The sequence below is a fragment of the Roseobacter sp. SK209-2-6 genome, assembly GCF_000169455.1.
GTDB lineage: Bacteria > Pseudomonadota > Alphaproteobacteria > Rhodobacterales > Rhodobacteraceae > Pseudophaeobacter.
In genome coordinates, this window is record NZ_AAYC01000005.1 from 191171 (window position 1) to 209190 (window position 18020).

Annotated in this window: 18 protein-coding genes and 1 riboswitch; of the genes, 10 read left to right on the top strand and 8 right to left on the bottom strand. The window is 55.7% G+C overall.

Annotation, left to right across the window (positions count from 1 at the left end; genetic code table 11):
* Nucleotides 1–89: 89 nt before the first annotated feature.
* Complete coding sequence (locus RSK20926_RS09950) at nt 90–1046, bottom strand: MurR/RpiR family transcriptional regulator (RefSeq protein ID WP_232281871.1); 957 nt, start codon at nt 1044–1046, stop codon at nt 90–92.
* Nucleotides 1047–1088: 42 nt separating this feature from the next.
* On the opposite strand from RSK20926_RS09950, the gene RSK20926_RS09955 reads away from it, so the two are divergent.
* Genes RSK20926_RS09955 through RSK20926_RS09965 form a run of 3 tightly spaced genes read left to right on the top strand, consistent with a single transcriptional unit; the run spans nt 1089 to nt 4837 of the window.
* Nucleotides 1089–1871 (top strand): enoyl-CoA hydratase/isomerase family protein, encoded by a 783-nt coding sequence (locus RSK20926_RS09955; protein ID WP_008206354.1) that lies wholly within the window; start codon nt 1089–1091, stop codon nt 1869–1871.
* Nucleotides 1872–1890: 19 nt separating this feature from the next.
* Nucleotides 1891–4035, top strand: a complete 2145-nt coding sequence (locus tag RSK20926_RS09960) for an acetate--CoA ligase family protein (protein WP_008206359.1) — start codon at nt 1891–1893, stop codon at nt 4033–4035.
* A 1-nt stretch (nt 4036) separates the two neighbouring features.
* On the top strand, nt 4037–4837 hold the full coding sequence (locus RSK20926_RS09965; protein WP_008206360.1) for a crotonase/enoyl-CoA hydratase family protein: 801 nt from the start codon (nt 4037–4039) through the stop codon (nt 4835–4837).
* Nucleotides 4838–5549: 712 nt separating this feature from the next.
* Here RSK20926_RS09965 and RSK20926_RS09970 read toward each other — a convergent pair.
* The 7 genes from RSK20926_RS09970 to RSK20926_RS10000 form a co-directional block, all read right to left on the bottom strand.
* The gene (locus tag RSK20926_RS09970) at nt 5550–5888 is read right to left on the bottom strand and encodes a RidA family protein (RefSeq protein ID WP_008206361.1); all 339 of its coding nucleotides are present in this window, start codon (nt 5886–5888) and stop codon (nt 5550–5552) included.
* A 9-nt stretch (nt 5889–5897) separates the two neighbouring features.
* Nucleotides 5898–7292, bottom strand: a complete 1395-nt coding sequence (locus RSK20926_RS09975; RefSeq protein WP_008206362.1) for an FAD/NAD(P)-dependent oxidoreductase — start codon at nt 7290–7292, stop codon at nt 5898–5900.
* Nucleotides 7292–7588: a (2Fe-2S)-binding protein gene (locus tag RSK20926_RS09980; RefSeq protein WP_008206363.1), complete on the bottom strand. Its 297-nt coding sequence runs from the start codon at nt 7586–7588 to the stop codon at nt 7292–7294. The genes RSK20926_RS09975 and RSK20926_RS09980 overlap by 1 nt, the downstream gene beginning before the upstream one ends.
* Nucleotides 7563–8663 (bottom strand): NAD(P)/FAD-dependent oxidoreductase, encoded by a 1101-nt coding sequence (locus tag RSK20926_RS09985; protein ID WP_008206364.1) that lies wholly within the window; start codon nt 8661–8663, stop codon nt 7563–7565. The genes RSK20926_RS09980 and RSK20926_RS09985 overlap by 26 nt, the downstream gene beginning before the upstream one ends.
* Before the next feature lie 62 nt (nt 8664–8725).
* On the bottom strand, nt 8726–9724 hold the full coding sequence (dctP, locus tag RSK20926_RS09990; RefSeq protein WP_037254589.1) for a TRAP transporter substrate-binding protein DctP: 999 nt from the start codon (nt 9722–9724) through the stop codon (nt 8726–8728).
* A gap of 43 nt (nt 9725–9767) precedes the next feature.
* A complete protein-coding gene (locus RSK20926_RS09995) occupies nt 9768–11078 on the bottom strand; it encodes a TRAP transporter large permease (protein WP_008206366.1) in 1311 nt (436 codons plus the stop codon).
* The gene (locus RSK20926_RS10000) at nt 11075–11545 is read right to left on the bottom strand and encodes a TRAP transporter small permease (RefSeq protein WP_008206367.1); all 471 of its coding nucleotides are present in this window, start codon (nt 11543–11545) and stop codon (nt 11075–11077) included. Before RSK20926_RS10000 ends, RSK20926_RS09995 begins: the two co-directional genes overlap by 4 nt.
* A 28-nt stretch (nt 11546–11573) precedes the next feature.
* On the opposite strand from RSK20926_RS10000, the gene RSK20926_RS10005 reads away from it, so the two are divergent.
* The 7 genes from RSK20926_RS10005 (at nt 11574) to RSK20926_RS10040 (ending at nt 17856) form a co-directional block, all read left to right on the top strand.
* A complete protein-coding gene (locus RSK20926_RS10005) occupies nt 11574–12587 on the top strand; it encodes a LysR family transcriptional regulator (RefSeq protein ID WP_232281872.1) in 1014 nt (337 codons plus the stop codon).
* A gap of 306 nt (nt 12588–12893) precedes the next feature.
* Nucleotides 12894–13307 carry a DUF7684 family protein gene (locus RSK20926_RS10010; protein WP_008206370.1) on the top strand — a complete coding sequence of 138 codons (414 nt, stop codon included), beginning with the start codon at nt 12894–12896 and terminating at the stop codon, nt 13305–13307.
* A gap of 574 nt (nt 13308–13881) precedes the next feature.
* A riboswitch (cobalamin riboswitch) is annotated at nt 13882–14095 on the top strand.
* 170 nt (nt 14096–14265) lie between these two features.
* Nucleotides 14266–14553 (top strand): DUF1636 domain-containing protein, encoded by a 288-nt coding sequence (locus RSK20926_RS10020; RefSeq protein ID WP_232281873.1) that lies wholly within the window; start codon nt 14266–14268, stop codon nt 14551–14553.
* Nucleotides 14550–15356, top strand: coding sequence for an ABC transporter ATP-binding protein (locus RSK20926_RS10025; RefSeq protein ID WP_008206374.1), 807 nt, complete (start codon nt 14550–14552; stop codon nt 15354–15356). Before RSK20926_RS10020 ends, RSK20926_RS10025 begins: the two co-directional genes overlap by 4 nt.
* Nucleotides 15353–16300, top strand: coding sequence for an ABC transporter substrate-binding protein (locus tag RSK20926_RS10030; RefSeq protein ID WP_008206376.1), 948 nt, complete (start codon nt 15353–15355; stop codon nt 16298–16300). The genes RSK20926_RS10025 and RSK20926_RS10030 overlap by 4 nt, the downstream gene beginning before the upstream one ends.
* 1 nt (nt 16301) lies before the next feature.
* Entirely contained in the window at nt 16302–17315 is a 1014-nt protein-coding gene (locus RSK20926_RS10035) for a FecCD family ABC transporter permease (protein ID WP_050773066.1), read from the top strand.
* A gap of 319 nt (nt 17316–17634) precedes the next feature.
* The gene (locus tag RSK20926_RS10040; RefSeq protein WP_008206378.1) at nt 17635–17856 is read left to right on the top strand and encodes a hypothetical protein; all 222 of its coding nucleotides are present in this window, start codon (nt 17635–17637) and stop codon (nt 17854–17856) included.
* The last annotated feature ends 164 nt before the right edge of the window (nt 17857–18020 follow it).

The following is an 18020-nucleotide window of genomic DNA, read 5'->3' on the forward strand; positions in this document are numbered from 1 at the left end:
GTGGAAAAATTGGGGTGTGACCGGGAAAATTTGGCCCGCCGCCTAAGAAAGCGACTCCGCGCACGAGCATGGGCGCACGGCGTCAGTTGCTATTTTCGCCGCAATTTCGGAAGCTTCGACTGCCAGTAAGCTCCGAAGTCTTCGCGCAGGGCTTCATACTTTCCAATCCTTGTCTGTGCCTGTTCCCCGCCTTGGCTGACAAGGTGAAACAGCAAGCATTCCAGAACTGCCATTGCTCCGGCAAAACAGCTGAAATGGTGCTGCGACTGCAAAGAGACTTTGAGAAAAAGATCGACCTCGATGCCAGGCGCGATCAGCTCGGAATCGGAAATCAGGATCACGCGGGTACCGTTGCGCTTAGCCAGCCTGAGCGCGCTGATAGTATCCGCGCTGTAAGGCGGAAAGGTGATTGCGAGCAGTACATCCTGCGGATTGACCGAGATCATTTCGTCAACCGGACTGCCCATATGCCGCGGTATCAAGTGCAAGTTCGGAAGCGCCATGCGACCCACGTAATGGAAGTAGTAAGCCAAGGCGTAGCTCGCACGCGTAGCGGTTACATATGCGCTTTGGGCCTCCATCAGCATGTTGACAGCGGCTTCGGCTTTGTCCGCGGTAAGCAGACGCAGCGAGCGTTTGACAATGTCGATCTCATTGCGGGCCGTTCCTGCCTGCGCCCGACCAAAATCGCTGGCACCAGACATCCTGTCGATCCAGTCCTCCCCCGAGGCTGAATCGTATTTCTCAACCAGAGAGACACGGAAGGGTTCGCGAAACTCATCAAAGCTGGAAAACCCGGTGTGGCTGGCGAGACGGACAAACGTATTGGCGCTGACCCCGGCTTTTGCGGCAGTAATTCGGATCGGATCCAGCCCAAATTCATTCGTATTATCAACGATATATTTGGCAGCCATCTGCAGGCGCGGCGGCAGGCTGTCCATTGCTGCAATTAGACTTCTGCAAATTCCGCTCTTGTTTGCTCCATGCATCGGCGCACCCCATAAAAAACAAATGTTCTGACATCTTTTGTGAAAGAATATCTGCACCCTCTCTATTAGTCCATCTGTCAAGTGTCGAAAGAGAGCGCTATGCCGTACCAGACCATCATCTATCGCAAGTCAGGCCCTGTGGCCGAAATCCGTTTCAACCGGCCACACCGCCTGAATGCTGTGATTTCAGAATTCTACTCTGAAATACTCGATGCGCTGAACGTTGCAGAAAAGGACGCTGATGTCCGCAGCATTGTGCTGACTGGCGAGGGCCGGGCGTTCTGTGTAGGCGCTGATCTGAAAGAACATGGGGCTGGAACACGGACCGAATTGGAAAAGCTTGCCTACCTGCAGCTTGGCAATGATGTCTGCGAACGGATCTACAAACACCCCAAGATCATTATCGCCGCGGTCAACGGCTACGCGCTTGGCGCCGGGGCGGAAATGTCCTGCTCAGCGGACATTATCCTGATGAAGGAGAACGCGCAGATCGGCTTCCCGGAGATTTCGATCGGCACGCATGTGGGCGGAGGTGTTACCGAAATCCTCCCACGGCTAGTCGGGTTAGCCAAGGCCCGGGAACTGATCTTTACAGGCCGCCGCATCACCGGCGCCGAGGCCGCCGCAATCGGGTTGGCAACCCGTGTCTTTGCAGATGAGGAATTTGAAACGGGCGTTGCCGGGTTTGCCGCCGAAATCGGCTCCAAGGCTCCCTATTCCCTGCGGTTTGCAAAGGAGAACCTGAACGATTCAGACCGGGACTATGCCTCCCGGCTGGTCACCGAGCTGGACGCTCTGCGGACCTGCATGCTGACCGAAGACTGGCAAGAAGGCGTGAATGCCTTTGCTGAAAAACGCGCCCCCGTATTCCAAGGTAAATGATCAGGCAGGGTCAATAGTCATGAGCAACGCACTGAACCGTATCTTCAATGCCGCGTCGATTGCCATAATCGGCGCATCAAACGACCCCGCCAAGCGCGGCAACCAGGCGATCCGCAAGTTGCGCGCCGACGGCTACGCGGGCGCAATTTATCCGATCAACCCAAAGGCCCCGGAAGTCCTGGGACTGAAAGCCTACCCTTCGGTTCTCGAGGTCGAGGGCAGCATTGATGTGGTGCTGGTATGCACCCCCGCCAAAACGCTGCCCGCCATCCTGGCTCAATGCGGTGAGAAAGGCATACCGGGCGCCGTGGTGCTTGCTGCCGGTTTTTCGGAAACAGGCCCCGAGGGAGAGGCAATCGCAGAGGCTACATTGGCTGCTGCCAAAGCCCATAACGTGCGGCTGGTCGGTCCCAACACCAATGGCGTGTTTAACCTTCACAACAATATGAACATGGTTGGGGTTCAAGACGTAGAACCTGGCAATATCGGCATCTGCTCGCAATCCGGAAACATGATGCTGGCCTTTGTCACCGAAGCAAAACGCCGGGGGGGGGTCGGCTTTTCCTCTTATGTCGGGGTTGGTAACCAGCTGGATGTGACACTTTCGGAGTATCTGCAGTACTTCGCGGATGACGCGGATACCAAGGCTCCGGTGTTCTACGTGGAGGGGTTCCGGGACGGGCGCGCGTTTCTCGATACCTGCCGCGAGGTTACGCAAAGGAAGCCAGTGATCATCTACAAATCCGGCCGGACAGAGGCGGGACAGGTCGCGGCCAGCTCACACACCGGCTCACTGGCCTCCAGTTTTGCCCTTACCCGCGGACTGCTAAAGCAGGCTGGCGCAACAGTCGTGGAGCAATCGGACAAGATCCTGTCGATCGCTGAAGGCCTGTCAAAACTGCCAGTCCCCATGGGGGGCAAAGTTGCGATCCTGGCCGATGGTGGCGGGCACGCAACAGTGACAGTGGACGCGCTGGTTGATGCTGGGGTCGAACTGGCCAGCCTGTCTCCAGCAACCATCGAAAAGCTGCGCAGCATCCTGCCGGCCGCTGCGTCCTGCGTGAATCCGGTGGATGTGGCTGGCGGCACCGATGACAACCCTTTGATCAGCGCGGCCTGTGCAGAGGCGATCCTGGCGGATCAAAACGTCGATATCCTGATGGTGATCGGCATGTACGGTGGGTTTGCTGCACGGTTCAATCCGGCCCTTCTGGAGGTTGAAACAGAGACTTCGCAGCGCATGGCTGCCCTCGCAGAACACCACGGAAAACCGCTAATCGTTCAAAGCGTTTACAATGCCCTGCGTACCCGGCCCATTGAGGCGCTGAAGGACGCGGGCGTGCCGGTTTTTGTCTGGCCCGAGCCTGCTGTGCGCTGCGTGTCGGAGCTGATCGGCTATGCACAAGCCCGGCGCCGAAATGCAGCCTCTCCGCTGGTCCGTCCTGATGAACCGGCACCAAGCGGCACCGCACTGGTGGACAGGGTTGTCAACACCGGGCGGGACGCTTTTTATGAATACGAAGCCAAGGACCTGCTGGCGACTTATGGCATCAAAGTTCCGGGGCAGTTCCTAGCCCGCTGCGAGGACGATCTGACACAGGTCTCCACTGCACTGGGGGATGCGCCGATGGCGATGAAGATCGTTAGCCAGGATATCCTTCATAAATCTGACGCCGGCGGTGTGAAACTGAGGGTTTCAGGCGAACCGGCGCTGCGTGCAGACTACCGTGAAATTCTGGCCAATGCCCGCGCCTACAACCCAGATGCCGATGTGCATGGGGTGCTGATCGCCCCAATGGCAGAGCCCGGTGTTGAAGTCATCATTGGGGTGGTGCATGACCCGATGTTCGGCCCTGTATTGATGTTCGGACTGGGCGGCATCTTTGTGGAAGTGATGAAGGACGTTTCCTTCCGCGCTCTGCCGATGAGCCGCGCCGATGCCCAAGAAATGGTAGAAGAAATCCAATCCAGTAAAGTACTGGACGGGGTTCGCGGCGGCCTGCCGGTGGACAAACTCGCTCTGGTGGACCTTATGATGAAAGTGTCGCAGCTGGCACTCGCCCATCCTGAAATCAAGGAAATCGATCTCAATCCTGTCATCCTGCGAAGCGACGGCTATGACATTGCCGATGCCCGGATGATCCTGAATTCAAAAGGCCACTGATATGACTGACAAGCTTCTATACGAACAACATGGCCACGTTGTGACCCTCACTTTCAATGTGCCAGAAAACCGCAATGTGATGACGGATGCTGACATGTGCGCGGCACTGGTCACGGCAATGCGGCGCATCAACGATGACCAATCAGTACGCTGCGCCATCCTGACCGGCGCTGGCAAAGCCTTCTCTGCTGGCGGCAACTTGAAGCATATGAAAGAGAAGAAATCTATCTTTGGCGGCGATGCAGTGACGGCAAAAGATGGCTACCGAACTGGCATTCAAAGCGTAACCAGGGCCGTGTGGGACTGCGAGGTGCCAATCATCGCTGCGGTGAACGGACCCGCCTACGGCGCTGGCTGCGACACGACCTGCATGTGCGACATTCGCATCGCCTCCACGCGCGCGGTTTTTGCAGAAAACTTCGTCAAGGTCGGAATTATTTCCGGAGATGGCGGCGCCTGGCTGCTGCCGCGCCAGATCGGACTGTCGCGCGCGGCGGAAATGACTTTTACAGGTGAACCGATCGATGCATCCACGGCACTGGAATGGGGGCTTGTCTCCAAAGTTGTTGAACCTGAAGAACTGCTGGCGGAAGCCAATAGGCTGGCAGAACGGATTTCTGCCAACCCGCCCCGGCAACTGCGGATGGCAAAGCGTTTGCTGCGGGAAGGGTTGAACACAAAGCTCGACAGCCTGCTTGAGTTGGCAGCTGCCTACCAAGGGGCCTGCCATCAGACCGCAGATCATACGGAGGCGGTTGATGCTCTGCTGGAAAAACGGGTACCGGTGTTTACCGGCCGATAGCTGGTTCTTTCCAAATCGGGCACTCAACTTGCTTCTGGTGCCAGAAATTTTACTGTGAAAAGGCCTAAAGAAATGAGGCTGGACGCATGTGTGCCGTTTGGATGCCAAACAATGGCATTTGCGAAGCGCGAACTCAGTAGAAGCCGGACCCACAGGGATGCCTAGGCTGTGTCCGTAGCGAAAGGCTTCTGCATCCGCTCCTCTTCTACCCACACGCCATGCGGCGAAAGTGCCGTTTGGTCGAAACGTCGGTACCTGGCCGGAAACGACATCTGTGGATAGCTGAACTTCGTTCCTGTTCCCGGACACCAGGGCAAAGTACCCCTGTTAAGTTCTGAAGCCCAAAATCGGAAATATTCCGAGTACCCGTCCCGGCATCTTGTATTGTTGGATGCCCACCTACGCTTCAGCACACCTCCAGACAGTGACCACTTCGGGCTGTCTGCAGTCATCAGGCTCCCGGATCGCCACACGATCTTGCTGCAGACACGCTGCCACGGCAAGGCGACTGAGATCCCGAGGTGTACCTTGGGTTTTCTTGCTGAGCGCGCTCGCAGCACCAAAAAATTACAGCAGGCGCATAGTCATTCGCGCAGCAATGCGGTGGGAAAGCCTGCCATTCAAGCAAGGCTAAGCAGAATGAATTTTTGAAACCACACAGCTTGGGCTGATACGAGGTTTTAACCTTGTTCAACTTAGCCGAGGAGGTCGATCAGTACGCAGCGGTCACGATTATCTCGACCTTCAGTTCCGGGTGGGCGAGTTTTGCTTCACCGCAGGCGCGGGCGGGAGCTTGGCCCTCAGGAATCCACGCGTCCCAGACGGCGTTCATTTCCGCGAAATCTGCCATATTGGCTAGCCAGATAACCGCCTGTAGCATCTGGTCCGGCGACGATCCGGCCTTTTCCAGAAGAGCGTCAACACGCGATAGACAGTCGCGGGTCTGTTCGGTGACCGTGGCCCCATCCCCGACCTGCCCACATAAATATGCAACCCCGTTGTGTTTGACGATTTTGCTCATTCGCGCGCTCGTCTCGATCCGTTCAATCATAGAGGCCTCCTATTCAGTCGCGTCTTGTGTCGTTTCGTTCATTGCCGCGAGTTCGCCCAGCGTCACAGGTTTGAGAGGGGCGCGGATGCGATAGTAGCCTGTCTCATCCGGAGATTGTCCGTTGGCATCGGCCAGCAGCGCGGTCACCGTTAATCCGCAATAGCGGCCCTGACAGGGGCCCATGCCCGCGCGTCCGAAAGCCTTGGTCTGGTTTGGACCGAGGCAACCTATCTTTGCGTAGCCGCGAATACTTCCTGCGGTGACCTCCTCGCAGCGACAAACCACGGTGCTGTCGGTAGGTTGCAACGCGGCACTATAGGGGGGATAGGCAGCGTCCAAGAACGGGCGCACGGCCAGTTCCCGCGCCAGTGCCCGGCGTAGTGGAGCAGCCATGCGATTGCGATCCTGTGTCGACAGGCGTTTGGCATTCTCAGCGATTTTCAAGACCGTTAGTCGTCCTGTGTGTTCAGCCACTTTTGCACCGCCAATGCCAGCGCCATCGCCTGCGATGAATACCCCCGCGACATCACTTTGACCCCATTCGTCAAGCTCAGGCACAAATGCGCTTTGGGCCGCATCCCACCCGTGAGAAACACCAAGGGATCGGGCCGCCTGGGCATTGGGAACAACGCCATGATGAAGAAAGACCGTTTCACAATCGATCCGCTGCCTGCGGCCTTTGTGGGTGAATGTCACGGCCTCGGTCTTGCCATCACCTTCAATGGAAATCTCGGTTGCGCCTGTATAGCGAGGCACCTTAGCGCGCTTGATTTCGGCCAGCATTTTCAGGCCCTTGGCCATGTAGGGCCAACCCCGAATGGCTCCTCCCAAATGGCGTAGAGCACGGAAAGTATCGCCTCGCACCTGTGTTTCAATCATTGCCGCTGGCGGTAAGCCCGCGCGCACCATCTGCGCGGCGATCAGATACAGAAGCGGACCGGAGCCCACCAATACCGCACCTCGGGCCACAACGCCGGATTGTTTCAGCAAAATCTGACCCGCTCCAGCTGTCATCACGCCCGGCAGGGTCCAACCTGGAATAGGCATGGGGCGTTCTAGCGCACCGGTTGCCAGCAGAATGCGATCTGCCAGAATCTGCGCTCCACGTCCCTCACAGGTGTAGGAAATGCGAAACTCATCTTCGATGGCCCAGACAACAGCACCGGCGATGTGATCGACCGCGCTCTGCCTTAGCGCCTTGGTCAGCCGCGTTCCATCGGTGTAGTCCTTACCAAGAATTTCTCCACGCTGCGGGGCCGCCTTGTCGACGTCGCGGTAGATCTGCCCCCCGGCTCGAATTTGTTCGTCCAAAACCGCAGTGCTCAACCCCAAATCGGACGCCTGCGCTGCGGCTGCCATGCCCGCCGGACCTGCGCCAATGATGGCGACGTCATACTTGTCCATTATGCACCCCCCTGTTCGCTTGGGCGCGAAATAACCAAGCCTTCGCTCACTTCGAGCATGCAGGCTTGACGGGTCACGCCGTCAAGCTCGATCAAACAATCAAAACAGGCCCCCATCATGCAGAACGGCGCGCGGGGAGCGCCTGAAACGGGATTATGGCGAAACACTTCAACACCAGCAGCCAACAAGGCTGCAGCAAGGTTTGATCCTTCTGGCAAGCTGAGCGTTTTACCCTCCCATGTCACGTCTACGCGGGGGCCGCTTTCAATCTCAAGAAATGGCGAAGCGGTCTTCATTGAACACCTCCAGATCTGGCGCTGCATGGGTTCCTTCCAGCCAGTCAGGCAGGAGCCGCGCGTGGGCGGCGGCAAGGGTTATACCGCTGTGGCAGGTCACAAGGAATGCGCCAGGCATCACAGTGCTCTCCTGATATATCGGCAACCCGTCGGGCGAAAGAATGCGCAAGGCGCCCCAGCTGCGCACCAATTGCGCTCGGGCTAGCGCTGGGTATGCAGCGATCGCCTCGGCCGCCAGTCCAGACAGACCGGGCTGGGTCACCCGATCATCAAGCCCAACTTCTTCGTTGGTGGCCCCTATCTGGATGCCACCTTCATCGACTTGCCTTGCAATCAATGACGGACGGTTGATGAGCTTGGGGAGCTTCTCGGTGATCAGCACCTGACCGCGTTGAGGCCGGATGGGGGCTTTGAATCCCATCTTTGGACCAAGCCCTGCAGCTCCAAGACCGGCGGCCAGTACGACTTTACCTGCACTTATAGTCGAACCATCTACGCAGGAGATTTGGAAACCATCCGGCTGTCTCACATCTGTGACGGTCTTGCCGTTAAGAACCTTTCCACCCATGCGGCGCACATCAGCGGCCAGGGCCAAAAGTAATTTCAGAGGGTTCGCGTGACCATCTTGATAGTGCAAAATCGCGCCGACGACTTTCGGGCCGATATGCGGCTCCTCTTTGTGCAACGCATTATGCCCAAGAACTTCGTAGGGGTAATCCCCGCCGAGCTTAGCTTTTAGCTCTTCATATTTCTCAACAGTTGCTTCCAAGGTCTCTTCGGAGAAATGGAGGTCGTAGCCTCCCTTTTGTTCCAACGGTACGTTTTGACCGGTGTTCTCACCCAATTCGTTTGCGAATTCAGCCCAGATTTTTGCCGATTGCTGGGACCATTGGGCGTAGCGTGGTTGGTTCATCCCCTTGGATTGCACCCAGACCAGTCCGAAATTTCCGCGACTGGCACGGAAAGATCCGTCATCACCATCTAGAACAGTCACCGTTCGCCCACGTTGGAGCAAGCCCCAGGCAACCGAGAGGCCAACGATACCGCCTCCGATGATGGCATAATCGGTTTGCATATGATCCGTTCCGATGTTGGAGAATGTGTCAGGGCAGCGGCTGCCGCCCTGACTGGAAAGGCTTAGTTGCCTGCAGCAGCAACTTTATCGAGGATCGCCTGCCCCCATTCGACACCGACGTCTTTTAGAACGGCGGGCCAAACTTCGGCCCGGGCCTTTGCAGCCATCGCCGCGAGGTCATCTTCGCTCAATTTGGCAACGGTGGCACCAAGCTCGTCAACAAGTCGCTGCTCGTTTTTACCCTGATCCGTTTCAGCAACTTCCCAACGCGTGGCTTCGAACGCAGCGGCTTGTTCTTTCAAGGCAGCTTGATCTTCTTCAGACAACTCAGCAAGGCTGCCGTTCGAGATAATCATGTACCAGACTTCGAAGTGCGTGTTGGCTGGGATATAGGTCTTTGTCACGTCACGGAACGAGGCATAGTAACCTTCGGCACCGGAACCGATCACACCATCAACCACACCAGTCTGAACGGCGGTGAACGCTTCGGAGAACGGGATTGGAGCAGGGATATACCCAAGTGCCTCGCCGGTGAGCTGGAAGCTTTTGATGCCCGGGACGCGCACTTTGATGCCGTTAGGTCCAACCGAACCAGGGTTGGCGTTTTCAACATTCAAAGAAATGCCGCCGAAATAGACAGGATATGCGGCTAGCATTGTGATGTCTTGCTCAGCGTAAAGCCCAGCCACGGTATCGCGCACTACTCCTCCGGGGCCATAGACAGCACGGGCCTGATCCCAGTTGCCTGCAAGGTAAGGGAAGGAGCTGATCTGCATTCTACGATCCGCCGCCGCAGCTGCGGGCTGGGTTGCCATATCGATTGCACCCACACTTATGCGTTCCTGGACGCTCGTGTAGTCTCCAAGAGCAGACGCGGGAAAAATGTTGATTTTCACATCCCCGCCAGTGGCCTCATCAACGGCTGCCGAAAAGGCACGTAGCTCGACGTCAATCGTGGCATCTTGCGGGCGCACGTGGCTCATCTTCAGATCGGCTGCGGCGCCATAGCTACCAAATGTCATGAGCGCTGCGGTCGCTGTAGTAAGGAATGCATGTTTCATATTGGTTCCTCCTTGTTGGGGTGCATTTTGGTTCGAGATAGGTTTAGGGGGCCACGTCATATCCAAAGAAACGTGGCAAGAAGAGTGACAGGTCCGGCCAGAGCGAGGTGAGAAAAACCACGGGCACATAGCCAAACAAGATCAGTTTCATAGCGGGCGGAATGACTTTGGTGACCTTCACGTTGCCAATTCGGGCACCCAGATAAAGGATTGAAGCATAGGGTGGGGTCACGCCGCCCATCGCTGTGTTGACGCCCATGATCGCGGCAAACTGCACCGGGCTAACTCCGATCGCATTCATCAGGGGCAAGAGCAGCGGGGCAATCAGGATGATTGCTGTCACGTCGTTGACAACCATGCCGACCAGAAACAGCATGATGTTGATAAGGATCAGTAGCACGACCTTGTTCTCTGTGATCGAGAAGATACCCTGCACAAGTTGTTGCGGGATGCTTTCAAAAACGAACATCTGGCTAAGGATCATCGAGAACAAGATCATCATCATGATCGCGCCCACGGCGGTCGCCGCTTCTTTGCCAGCCGATAGGAAGTTCTTCCACTTCAGGCCTTTGTAGATCAGAAAGCCAACTGGGACGGCATAGATAACGGCGACAGCAGCGGCTTCGGTTGGGGTCATGATACCGCCATAGATGCCACCAAGAATAATCACGGGCATCAACAATGCAGGGAAAGCATGGAAGCCGCGACGGGCAACTTCGCCAGAGAGCTCCGAGAAGGAAGGTTTGTCATCCAATACGAGGTCAAATTTGCGCGACATGATGATATTGATTACCGAAAACGATGTCATGATCAGCAAACCAGGTCCGAGCGTGGCAAGGAAGCAGGCGAGGATGGATGTGTCCGTGACCCAACCATAGACGATCATGGTGACCGAAGGTGGGATCAGAAGGCCAAGGATGGATGAGTTCGCAATCAGCGCAGTGGCATATTCCCGTGGATAGCCACGTTTCTCCATCTCAGGGATCAAAAGCGGACCAATGGCTGCAATACCCGTCAAGCCAGAGCCCGAGATCGCGCCGATCACGGCGCAAGATACCGCCGCCACTACTCCTAAACCGCCCCGTACATGGCCTATGAAAGCATTCACAAAACGCAGAAGCGAAGCTGCAATCCCGCTCTCTGACATAACAGTCCCAGCAAGGACAAAAAGGGGGATGGCCAGTAGAACTGGGTTGCCCAACTGCTGTGCCCCCCACAACATCATCCCTTTCATGGTCACGTCACCCATGAAATACATGACCATCAATGCGGACCCAAAACAGTAGGGCAGCGGAACGCCTAATGTGAGCGTGATAACCAACAGAGCAATGGCAAGAAGTGCAATCTCAATCATGAGAACTCTCCGGTTTTCAAGCTGCGGATATGGCGCACCAAATGCGATGCTGTGTAGATCATCATCAGCGTCAGGCCGACGACCAGCGCCACATCGGAATAGAAAGTCGGGATGTACAGGGTCGGGCTTTCGCGCCAGACACGCCATGCGTACTGTGTATAATCCCAGGCCCAGGACAACAGCCATAGGCCGACGATCAGGCTGATCATCTCTCCTATGATTGCCAGAATTGTGTGACCGCGATCCGTTTTAATAAAGATCTCAAGAACATTGGCACGGATATGGGTGTTCTCTCGAGAAGCGTTGACGGATCCAAGTATGTAGAGCCACACAGTTGGATAGGCCATCGTCTCTTCCAGCCCCATAACCGGGACCTGCAGAACGTAGCGTGTGATAACCTGAACGAACTGTCCTAATGCCACCGAAATGATCAGTGCCGTCAGAAGGTATTTAGCAAATCTATCCATCTGTCCCCCGACCCACAGGTTTCAGAATGTGGGCTATCGCACCATCACACTGGACATTTGGCATCAAATCAATTTCATAATATCTTTAACTCCATCAATTGAATTTATGGCTATGCATCTATCCTTTCGACAACTTTCGACCTTTCGAGAAGTAATGCGGTCTGGCTCCATTAGTCGGGCTGCCCGGTCAGTTGGTCGCACGCAGCCGGCCGTCTCAACAATGGTTCAAACCCTTGAAGATCAGTTAGGTTTTGCCCTGTTCATAAGATCGCACGGCAAACTGACGCCCACGCCCGAAGCCTATTTCTTTCTGGAAGAATGCGAGGATATTCTGGGCCGCGTGGAACGTACGGAACGCACGCTGGAGCGGATCAGCTCACTGCAATCCGGCAAGCTCAAGATCGCTTGCCACCCTGCAGCGTCGAGTGCTTTCTTACCACGTCTCCTAACCAGGTATCTTAAGGACCGAAGCGATCTTGATGTATCATTCATCATGAGGTCCTCAGACGTGATCGAAGACCTGATCGCATCGCAACAATACGACCTTGGGTTTGCCGAGACTCCGCAGCCACGCGCTTCGATCCGGCAAACGGATTACGACCTTGAATGCGTTTGCGTGTTGCCAAAAGACGATCCATTGGCGAGTGCGGAGGTCGTCACGCCCGATGACCTGGATGGCCGCCCTATGGCCGTTCTTTTCGATGAGCATGGAACGGCGGTTCAAACAGAGGCCGCCTTCCGCTCAGCCGGATGTCATTTCAATAAGCGGATTGAACTTCGCACCTGCCTTCCGGGATTGCAGTTTGTGGCGGCGGGCCTTTGTGTGATGGTTTGCGACATGATCACGGCCTATAGTCATCTGACACAGGACCCAGAAAAAGCACGGTTGTCGATCAGACGTTTTCGTCCGCAAATATCGAACAGCGTTTCAATCCTGACGCCGGGCTACGCCACACAATCCATGGCAGGCCAAGACTTCATAGGCGAGCTTCACACCGCAGTAGAGCAGATGCAGATCGAGATCCGCGACAAGTTGAAGTAACCGCAACTGAACTACGCAGTTATGCAACTCGCAACGCTGACTGAAGTGAAGACGTCGTGGCAAAGTTCAATGTCGGCATTGGCGAGATAAACGCCTTCCCAGGCAGGCATGCTGCAAGCGCTTAGCGATGCTGCATCAGCGAGGTGGGCAAAATGATCGGCTGGTTAGTCCCGCGCCTGCACCGTTTGACCCTGTTTTGAGACCTTCGCTGCAGGAGTGGCAATGTCCGGTTTGAGGTTTATTGCAACATGTCTATTCGCACCGGCAACCTTGACTTACGCATGATTGCAATGCCCTTTATCGAGGATGTTCAAATACGTTCACCTTCCCGCTGACGTTCCAATTTCCATCCCGACGGGAATGACGCGATTCAAGTGCTTAATATTGATCGAGCGGGAAATCAGTAACGACTACAGGAACGAAGTCAGCGCAGCTCTTGTAGCAGCTGGGTGTCTTTATGCTTTAGCATGGGGTCTTGATTGTTCCATATGGGACGATGCCGTCGATTGGGCGTTCCTTGAGCACTACGACTACGGAGAATATCCTGAAGATAAATTTGTCATGACGACATGGCATGACAACGAAACGCTTGAGGAAACTGTGGATTTTGCGAAGCACTGCACGGAGTATTCCAATGTGAAACTTGACGATATTTTGGTCCTAGATTTCTCCAAGCAAGAACGCAGCGATTTCATTCAGAAGCTCTACTCAGACAAGTAAAAGCCGCCATTCGTTGACATCGAAGCATTCGGCACTCTAGGGCTCTCTGCCTACTTGCGGCGATGCGGCAGCGAGGTTGCGGCGAAATCGCACCGGCTTTTGGCCACTAGATGACGCCAGCCAGCCAAAACTCGACATTCGCTCTAGGCACGGCCCACACTCCGCTGTAGGTCCTAAGATCCTGGGCTTCTTTCCCGAAAGCGGACGCTTGGTGCGTGATTTGGCATTCTTTGATACCGCAGACTGCAGCTGCGTCAGCAAAGCGCAGAAAGCTGACTTTGCAAACTCTGAACAACTACTCCAAGTCTGCCTTTCGACCGATCAATCAGATTGGTTGTTCTGAGCCCCTAGCCGCCACTTTTGGTGCAAACAGATGAAGCAGGTTGTGCCAGTAGTTTAAGCCCAGAGCGGACGGCCCAACCGGTGGAAACGGGCGCGCGAGATGACATTGGGGCAAGGTCATGCTTTAGGCTAGGCGAGCATTGGAAACACCCTCAACAAGGCTTTGTAGAACCGTTCTTCTGGGACACAAATTTCCATTGGTAAATTCACCATTGACACAATCAAATTTGCACTCATACATAGCGCTGATGGTTTTTCCGGGGGACACTCCTGGAAAATGAAAAGGGAATACGGTGAGGTGTAGCCAACAGGCGCCAAATCCGTGACTGCCCCCGCAACTGTGAGCGGAGAGCATTGCTGCAACAAGCCACTGCCCCAAGGGGTGGGAAGGCGTAGCAAGGCATCGACCCGCGAGTCAGGAGACCTGCCATCTAGTAGTTCACCAACCCAGGACGGGGAGTCCTGAAGGAGGCTTAGATGGCACAAAATTACTGTGTACACGGGACCGGTACCTTCTCACTTCGCGCGATTTTCTGCGAGGCGAGACATGACCAAGACCATTGACCACTGCATACTGATTTGCGCGACCTGTAAAGGGACAGGCGATGCCAACAGAATGCGCGCAGCGTTGGCTGCCCGTGTTTCCAAACGGTTCGCTCTGCGCGCAGTTGAGTGTATGGCGGGCTGTGACAGGCCTATTTCTGTTGGCTTGCAAGGGCCAGGCAAGACACAATACCTCTTTGGTGAGATTGAAACTGAAGCCGATATCGAGGCGATTTCAGTTTTCGCACAGCAATATCTGACGAACGAAACCGGCTGGAGCAAAGCATCAGACCGGCCCAAGGAATTGCGCAACAAGACCCTGGCACGGCTTCCTGCCCCTCGGTCGGAGGGCAAGTTATGACAGGGTCTTCCGCTTTTCTCAGCGTTCGTGATCTGGAGTATTTTGCTCTGAACGGCGATGCGCTCCTCTCCGGAGTATCTTTTGATCTTGAGCGTGGCGCGATACTTGCCATTGCCGGGCCAAATGGGGCGGGCAAGTCTACCTTGTTGAACCTGCTTTCCGGCAGTGAACCGCTGACACTTGGAGAGGTTCTGATAGGCGGTTCAAGCTTGAGCAAAATGAAAGCCGACGAGCGGGCGGGGATAGTTGCGCTGGTCAGCCAACAGAGTTCGCCGGATGGGCGGTTGCGGCTTCAGGACTATGTTGCTCTGGGGCAATTGCCTATCGCGACACGCCGTTCAGCAGGTCAAAATGCCCAGGCGGTTCAGTCCATTCTGAATCTAACGGGCCTGTCAAAGTTGGCTCTAAAGCCCATGGCCCAGCTATCGGGGGGCGAGCGTCAACGTGCGCATATTGCCCGCGCCTTAGCCCAGGAGCCCGAGCTGCTGTTCCTGGATGAGCCCACAAATCATCTCGATCCGGACGCCAAAGGACGCATGCTCTCTCTGGTTGCTTCGCTGGGTATCACCATTGTTATGGTCGTGCATGATCTGGTGATGATTCCGGAGTTTGCGACCCATGCGGCCTTGATGAAATCAACGCGGATTGTCGCCTTTGGCGCGGCCTCAGATGTGCTCACGCCTGAAAATGTCCAGGCGACCTTTGGGGTCAGCTATCTGTGCCTGCCACATGAGGGCCGCATGATCCCAGCGCTTGATATTCGTAAAACCAATTTGCCAAATCTGAAGGAAAACGCGCAATGAAAACTCTATGGTCTGCAGCCCTTCTTATGGGGGTTGCCAGTGGCGCCGCCGCCTATGAGGTCACCGTCGACAACTGCGGCAAACCGCTCGTCTTTGACACGACACCTGAGCGGTTGGTGGTGCATGACATCAATATGTCGGAGATGGCTTTTGCTCTTGGCCTGCAGGACAAGATGGTTGGCGTCACCGGGATCACCGGATGGTACAAGACGAGCCCTGACTTTGACAAAGCCCGCGGTAACCTTCCCGAGCTAGCGCCCAAGTACCCCACAGTGGAGAACCTGATTTCTGCTTCCACCGATCTGTTCTTTGCTGGATGGTACTATGGGATGAAGCCGGGCGGTGATGTAACTCCAGACACGCTGGCACCTTTTGGGATCAAGACCTTGGTCCTGACAGAAAGCTGCGTTCACCTGGATAAGGATCGCCCCAAAGCCAGCATGGACCTGTTGTTTGATGACGTCTTGCGTCTTGGCCAGGTTATGCAAGTGGAAGCCAAGGCTGAATCCCTAGTTGCAGGCTGGAGGCAGCAATTGTCCGCGATCGAAGCCAAAACCGCTGAACAACCCAAGCCGCGTGTGTTCCTTTTGGATGGCCCTGCTGACGCGCCCTTCACTGCGGGAAAGTTCGCTATTCCCGACGCTATGATCACTGCCGCAGGCGGCACCAGTGTGACCCATGATTTGGACACCAGCTGGGGGCGGACCTCTTGGGAGGCCGTCGCCGCGGCAAACCCAGAGTTCCTGGTACTGCTGGACTATCAGAATGGAAACGGTGCCGAAGAGACCTTTAAGTTCCTGCAAGAGCACCCGGTCATGGCACATGTTGATGCGGTCAAGAACGCCCGTTGGGTGGGGCTTCGCTACGAAGAACTGACGCCTGGACCCGCCAATATCGCAGCCATCGAGAAAATGGCTGAGGCCATGCACCCGGGCCTTAACTGATATGGGCCGATTTGGCCTATCGCTACTCTTGGGGGCGGCCGCTTTGGTCGCCCTTCTCTTGCTGTCCGTTCTCTACGGATCAACAGACGTACCAGTGTCAGAGGTTCTCACCGCTATTTCATATGGGTTCGGGTTCAACAATGTAGACCCGGAACCGATCCATCGGATCATCTTTGATCTGCGTCTGCCGCGCGCCCTTTTTGCAACCCTGATCGGCGCCGGATTGGGGTTAGTTGGCGTGGTGTTGCAAACCACCACCCGCAACGATCTGGCAGATCCGTTTTTGTTTGGTCTTTCCTCAGGGGCTGCTGCCGGGGCAGTGTTCGTCATCACCGTGACCGGCGACATCTTGGGTATCTGGACCCTCCCGATTGCGGCCTTTGGCGGCGGATTGATCGCCTCAGGCATTGTGTTACTTCTTGTACGCTCCTTGCAGAGTAGCGCCCCAGAGAAGCTCATTCTGGCGGGGCTGGCCGTATCTTTTCTCTTTGCCGCCATAACCAACTATCTGATTTTCTCGGGTGACAACCGGGCTGCTCATTCAGTGATCTTTTGGATGCTGGGCGGGTTGGGACTGGCCCGCTGGGAAACGCTGCCTCTGGTCGGCTCAGGCCTTGCTTTGATCGCCAGCTATTCCCTATGGCGTGCCCGCTGGTTGGATGCTTTGTTGACTGGAGACACAACCGCCGCCAGCCTCGGTGTGCCAGTTGGAGCGCTGCGGACCCGAATGTTCCTGATCAGCGCCCTTGCCACCGCCGCCTTTGTGTCAGTTGCTGGTGTCATTGGATTTGTCGGTCTCATGGTGCCACATATTGCTCGCGGGCTAGCCGGCCCAATGCACCGGAAACTCCTGCCAATGGCAGCCATCATAGGCGCAGTTCTTCTCACTGCATCGGATATCGCATCGCGGGTTCTTCTTGCGCCACAAGAGCTCCCAGTGGGAATTGTGACGACCGCAGTTGGGTCAGTGTTTGTGTTTCTCTTGCTTTTAGGAACCAAGGGAAAGTCGTGCTGACCAACCGCTTTTGAGGAAGCTCTCAAATGTAGGCCCCCAAAAGGTACTCTCAGGAGGCCGTCCTAGTTTGGAAAATGGTGCTATCTTGGGCATAGCTGGCACAATTTCTTGCTCGGACTACAGCTGCAATGAAGGTCAACTTAGCGACACTAGGATCAGTATCGCGCGACATTGCAATGTCGGCTTCTAGAGTATGCAGTTTTAGAGCAATCACTGCATGTGGCTGAGGGTGTGTGGAAGCTCATTTGGCATTTCAGTTTTCAGGGTTTTCTGCCGGTTTCATTTGGGTTGTCCAGTTTCCGGGCCAACTAGGGGCGCATTGCGCTATGACACCTTCGCCTCGGCCCTCTCTGCGGCCCGCGCGGGACTGGGCATCTTGCTGGGCTCGCTACCTCTCTGTCAGGCCGATCTGGAAAGTGGTGCATTGATCCAGATGAGCACAGAGGTGATGCCACATCATGAAAGCTATTGGCTGCTGGCCTCCAAAGAGCGCATTTCCCGGCAGCGATGGGAAGTGCTGCGAGAAACCATGGCGAGATAATCACGCAACTCAGGAAAACTGGGCAGAGCTTTGATCCATGCTAGGGCAGCGCCCGAGCCTGGGTGGGTGCGCAAGCGCCCTCCCGTGGGGAGGGTCGGGCGCTGCCAAAGCGGAGCTTTGGCAATTGGCGAAACGTTTAGTATCCAGCGCCCTTTCAAAGCTCC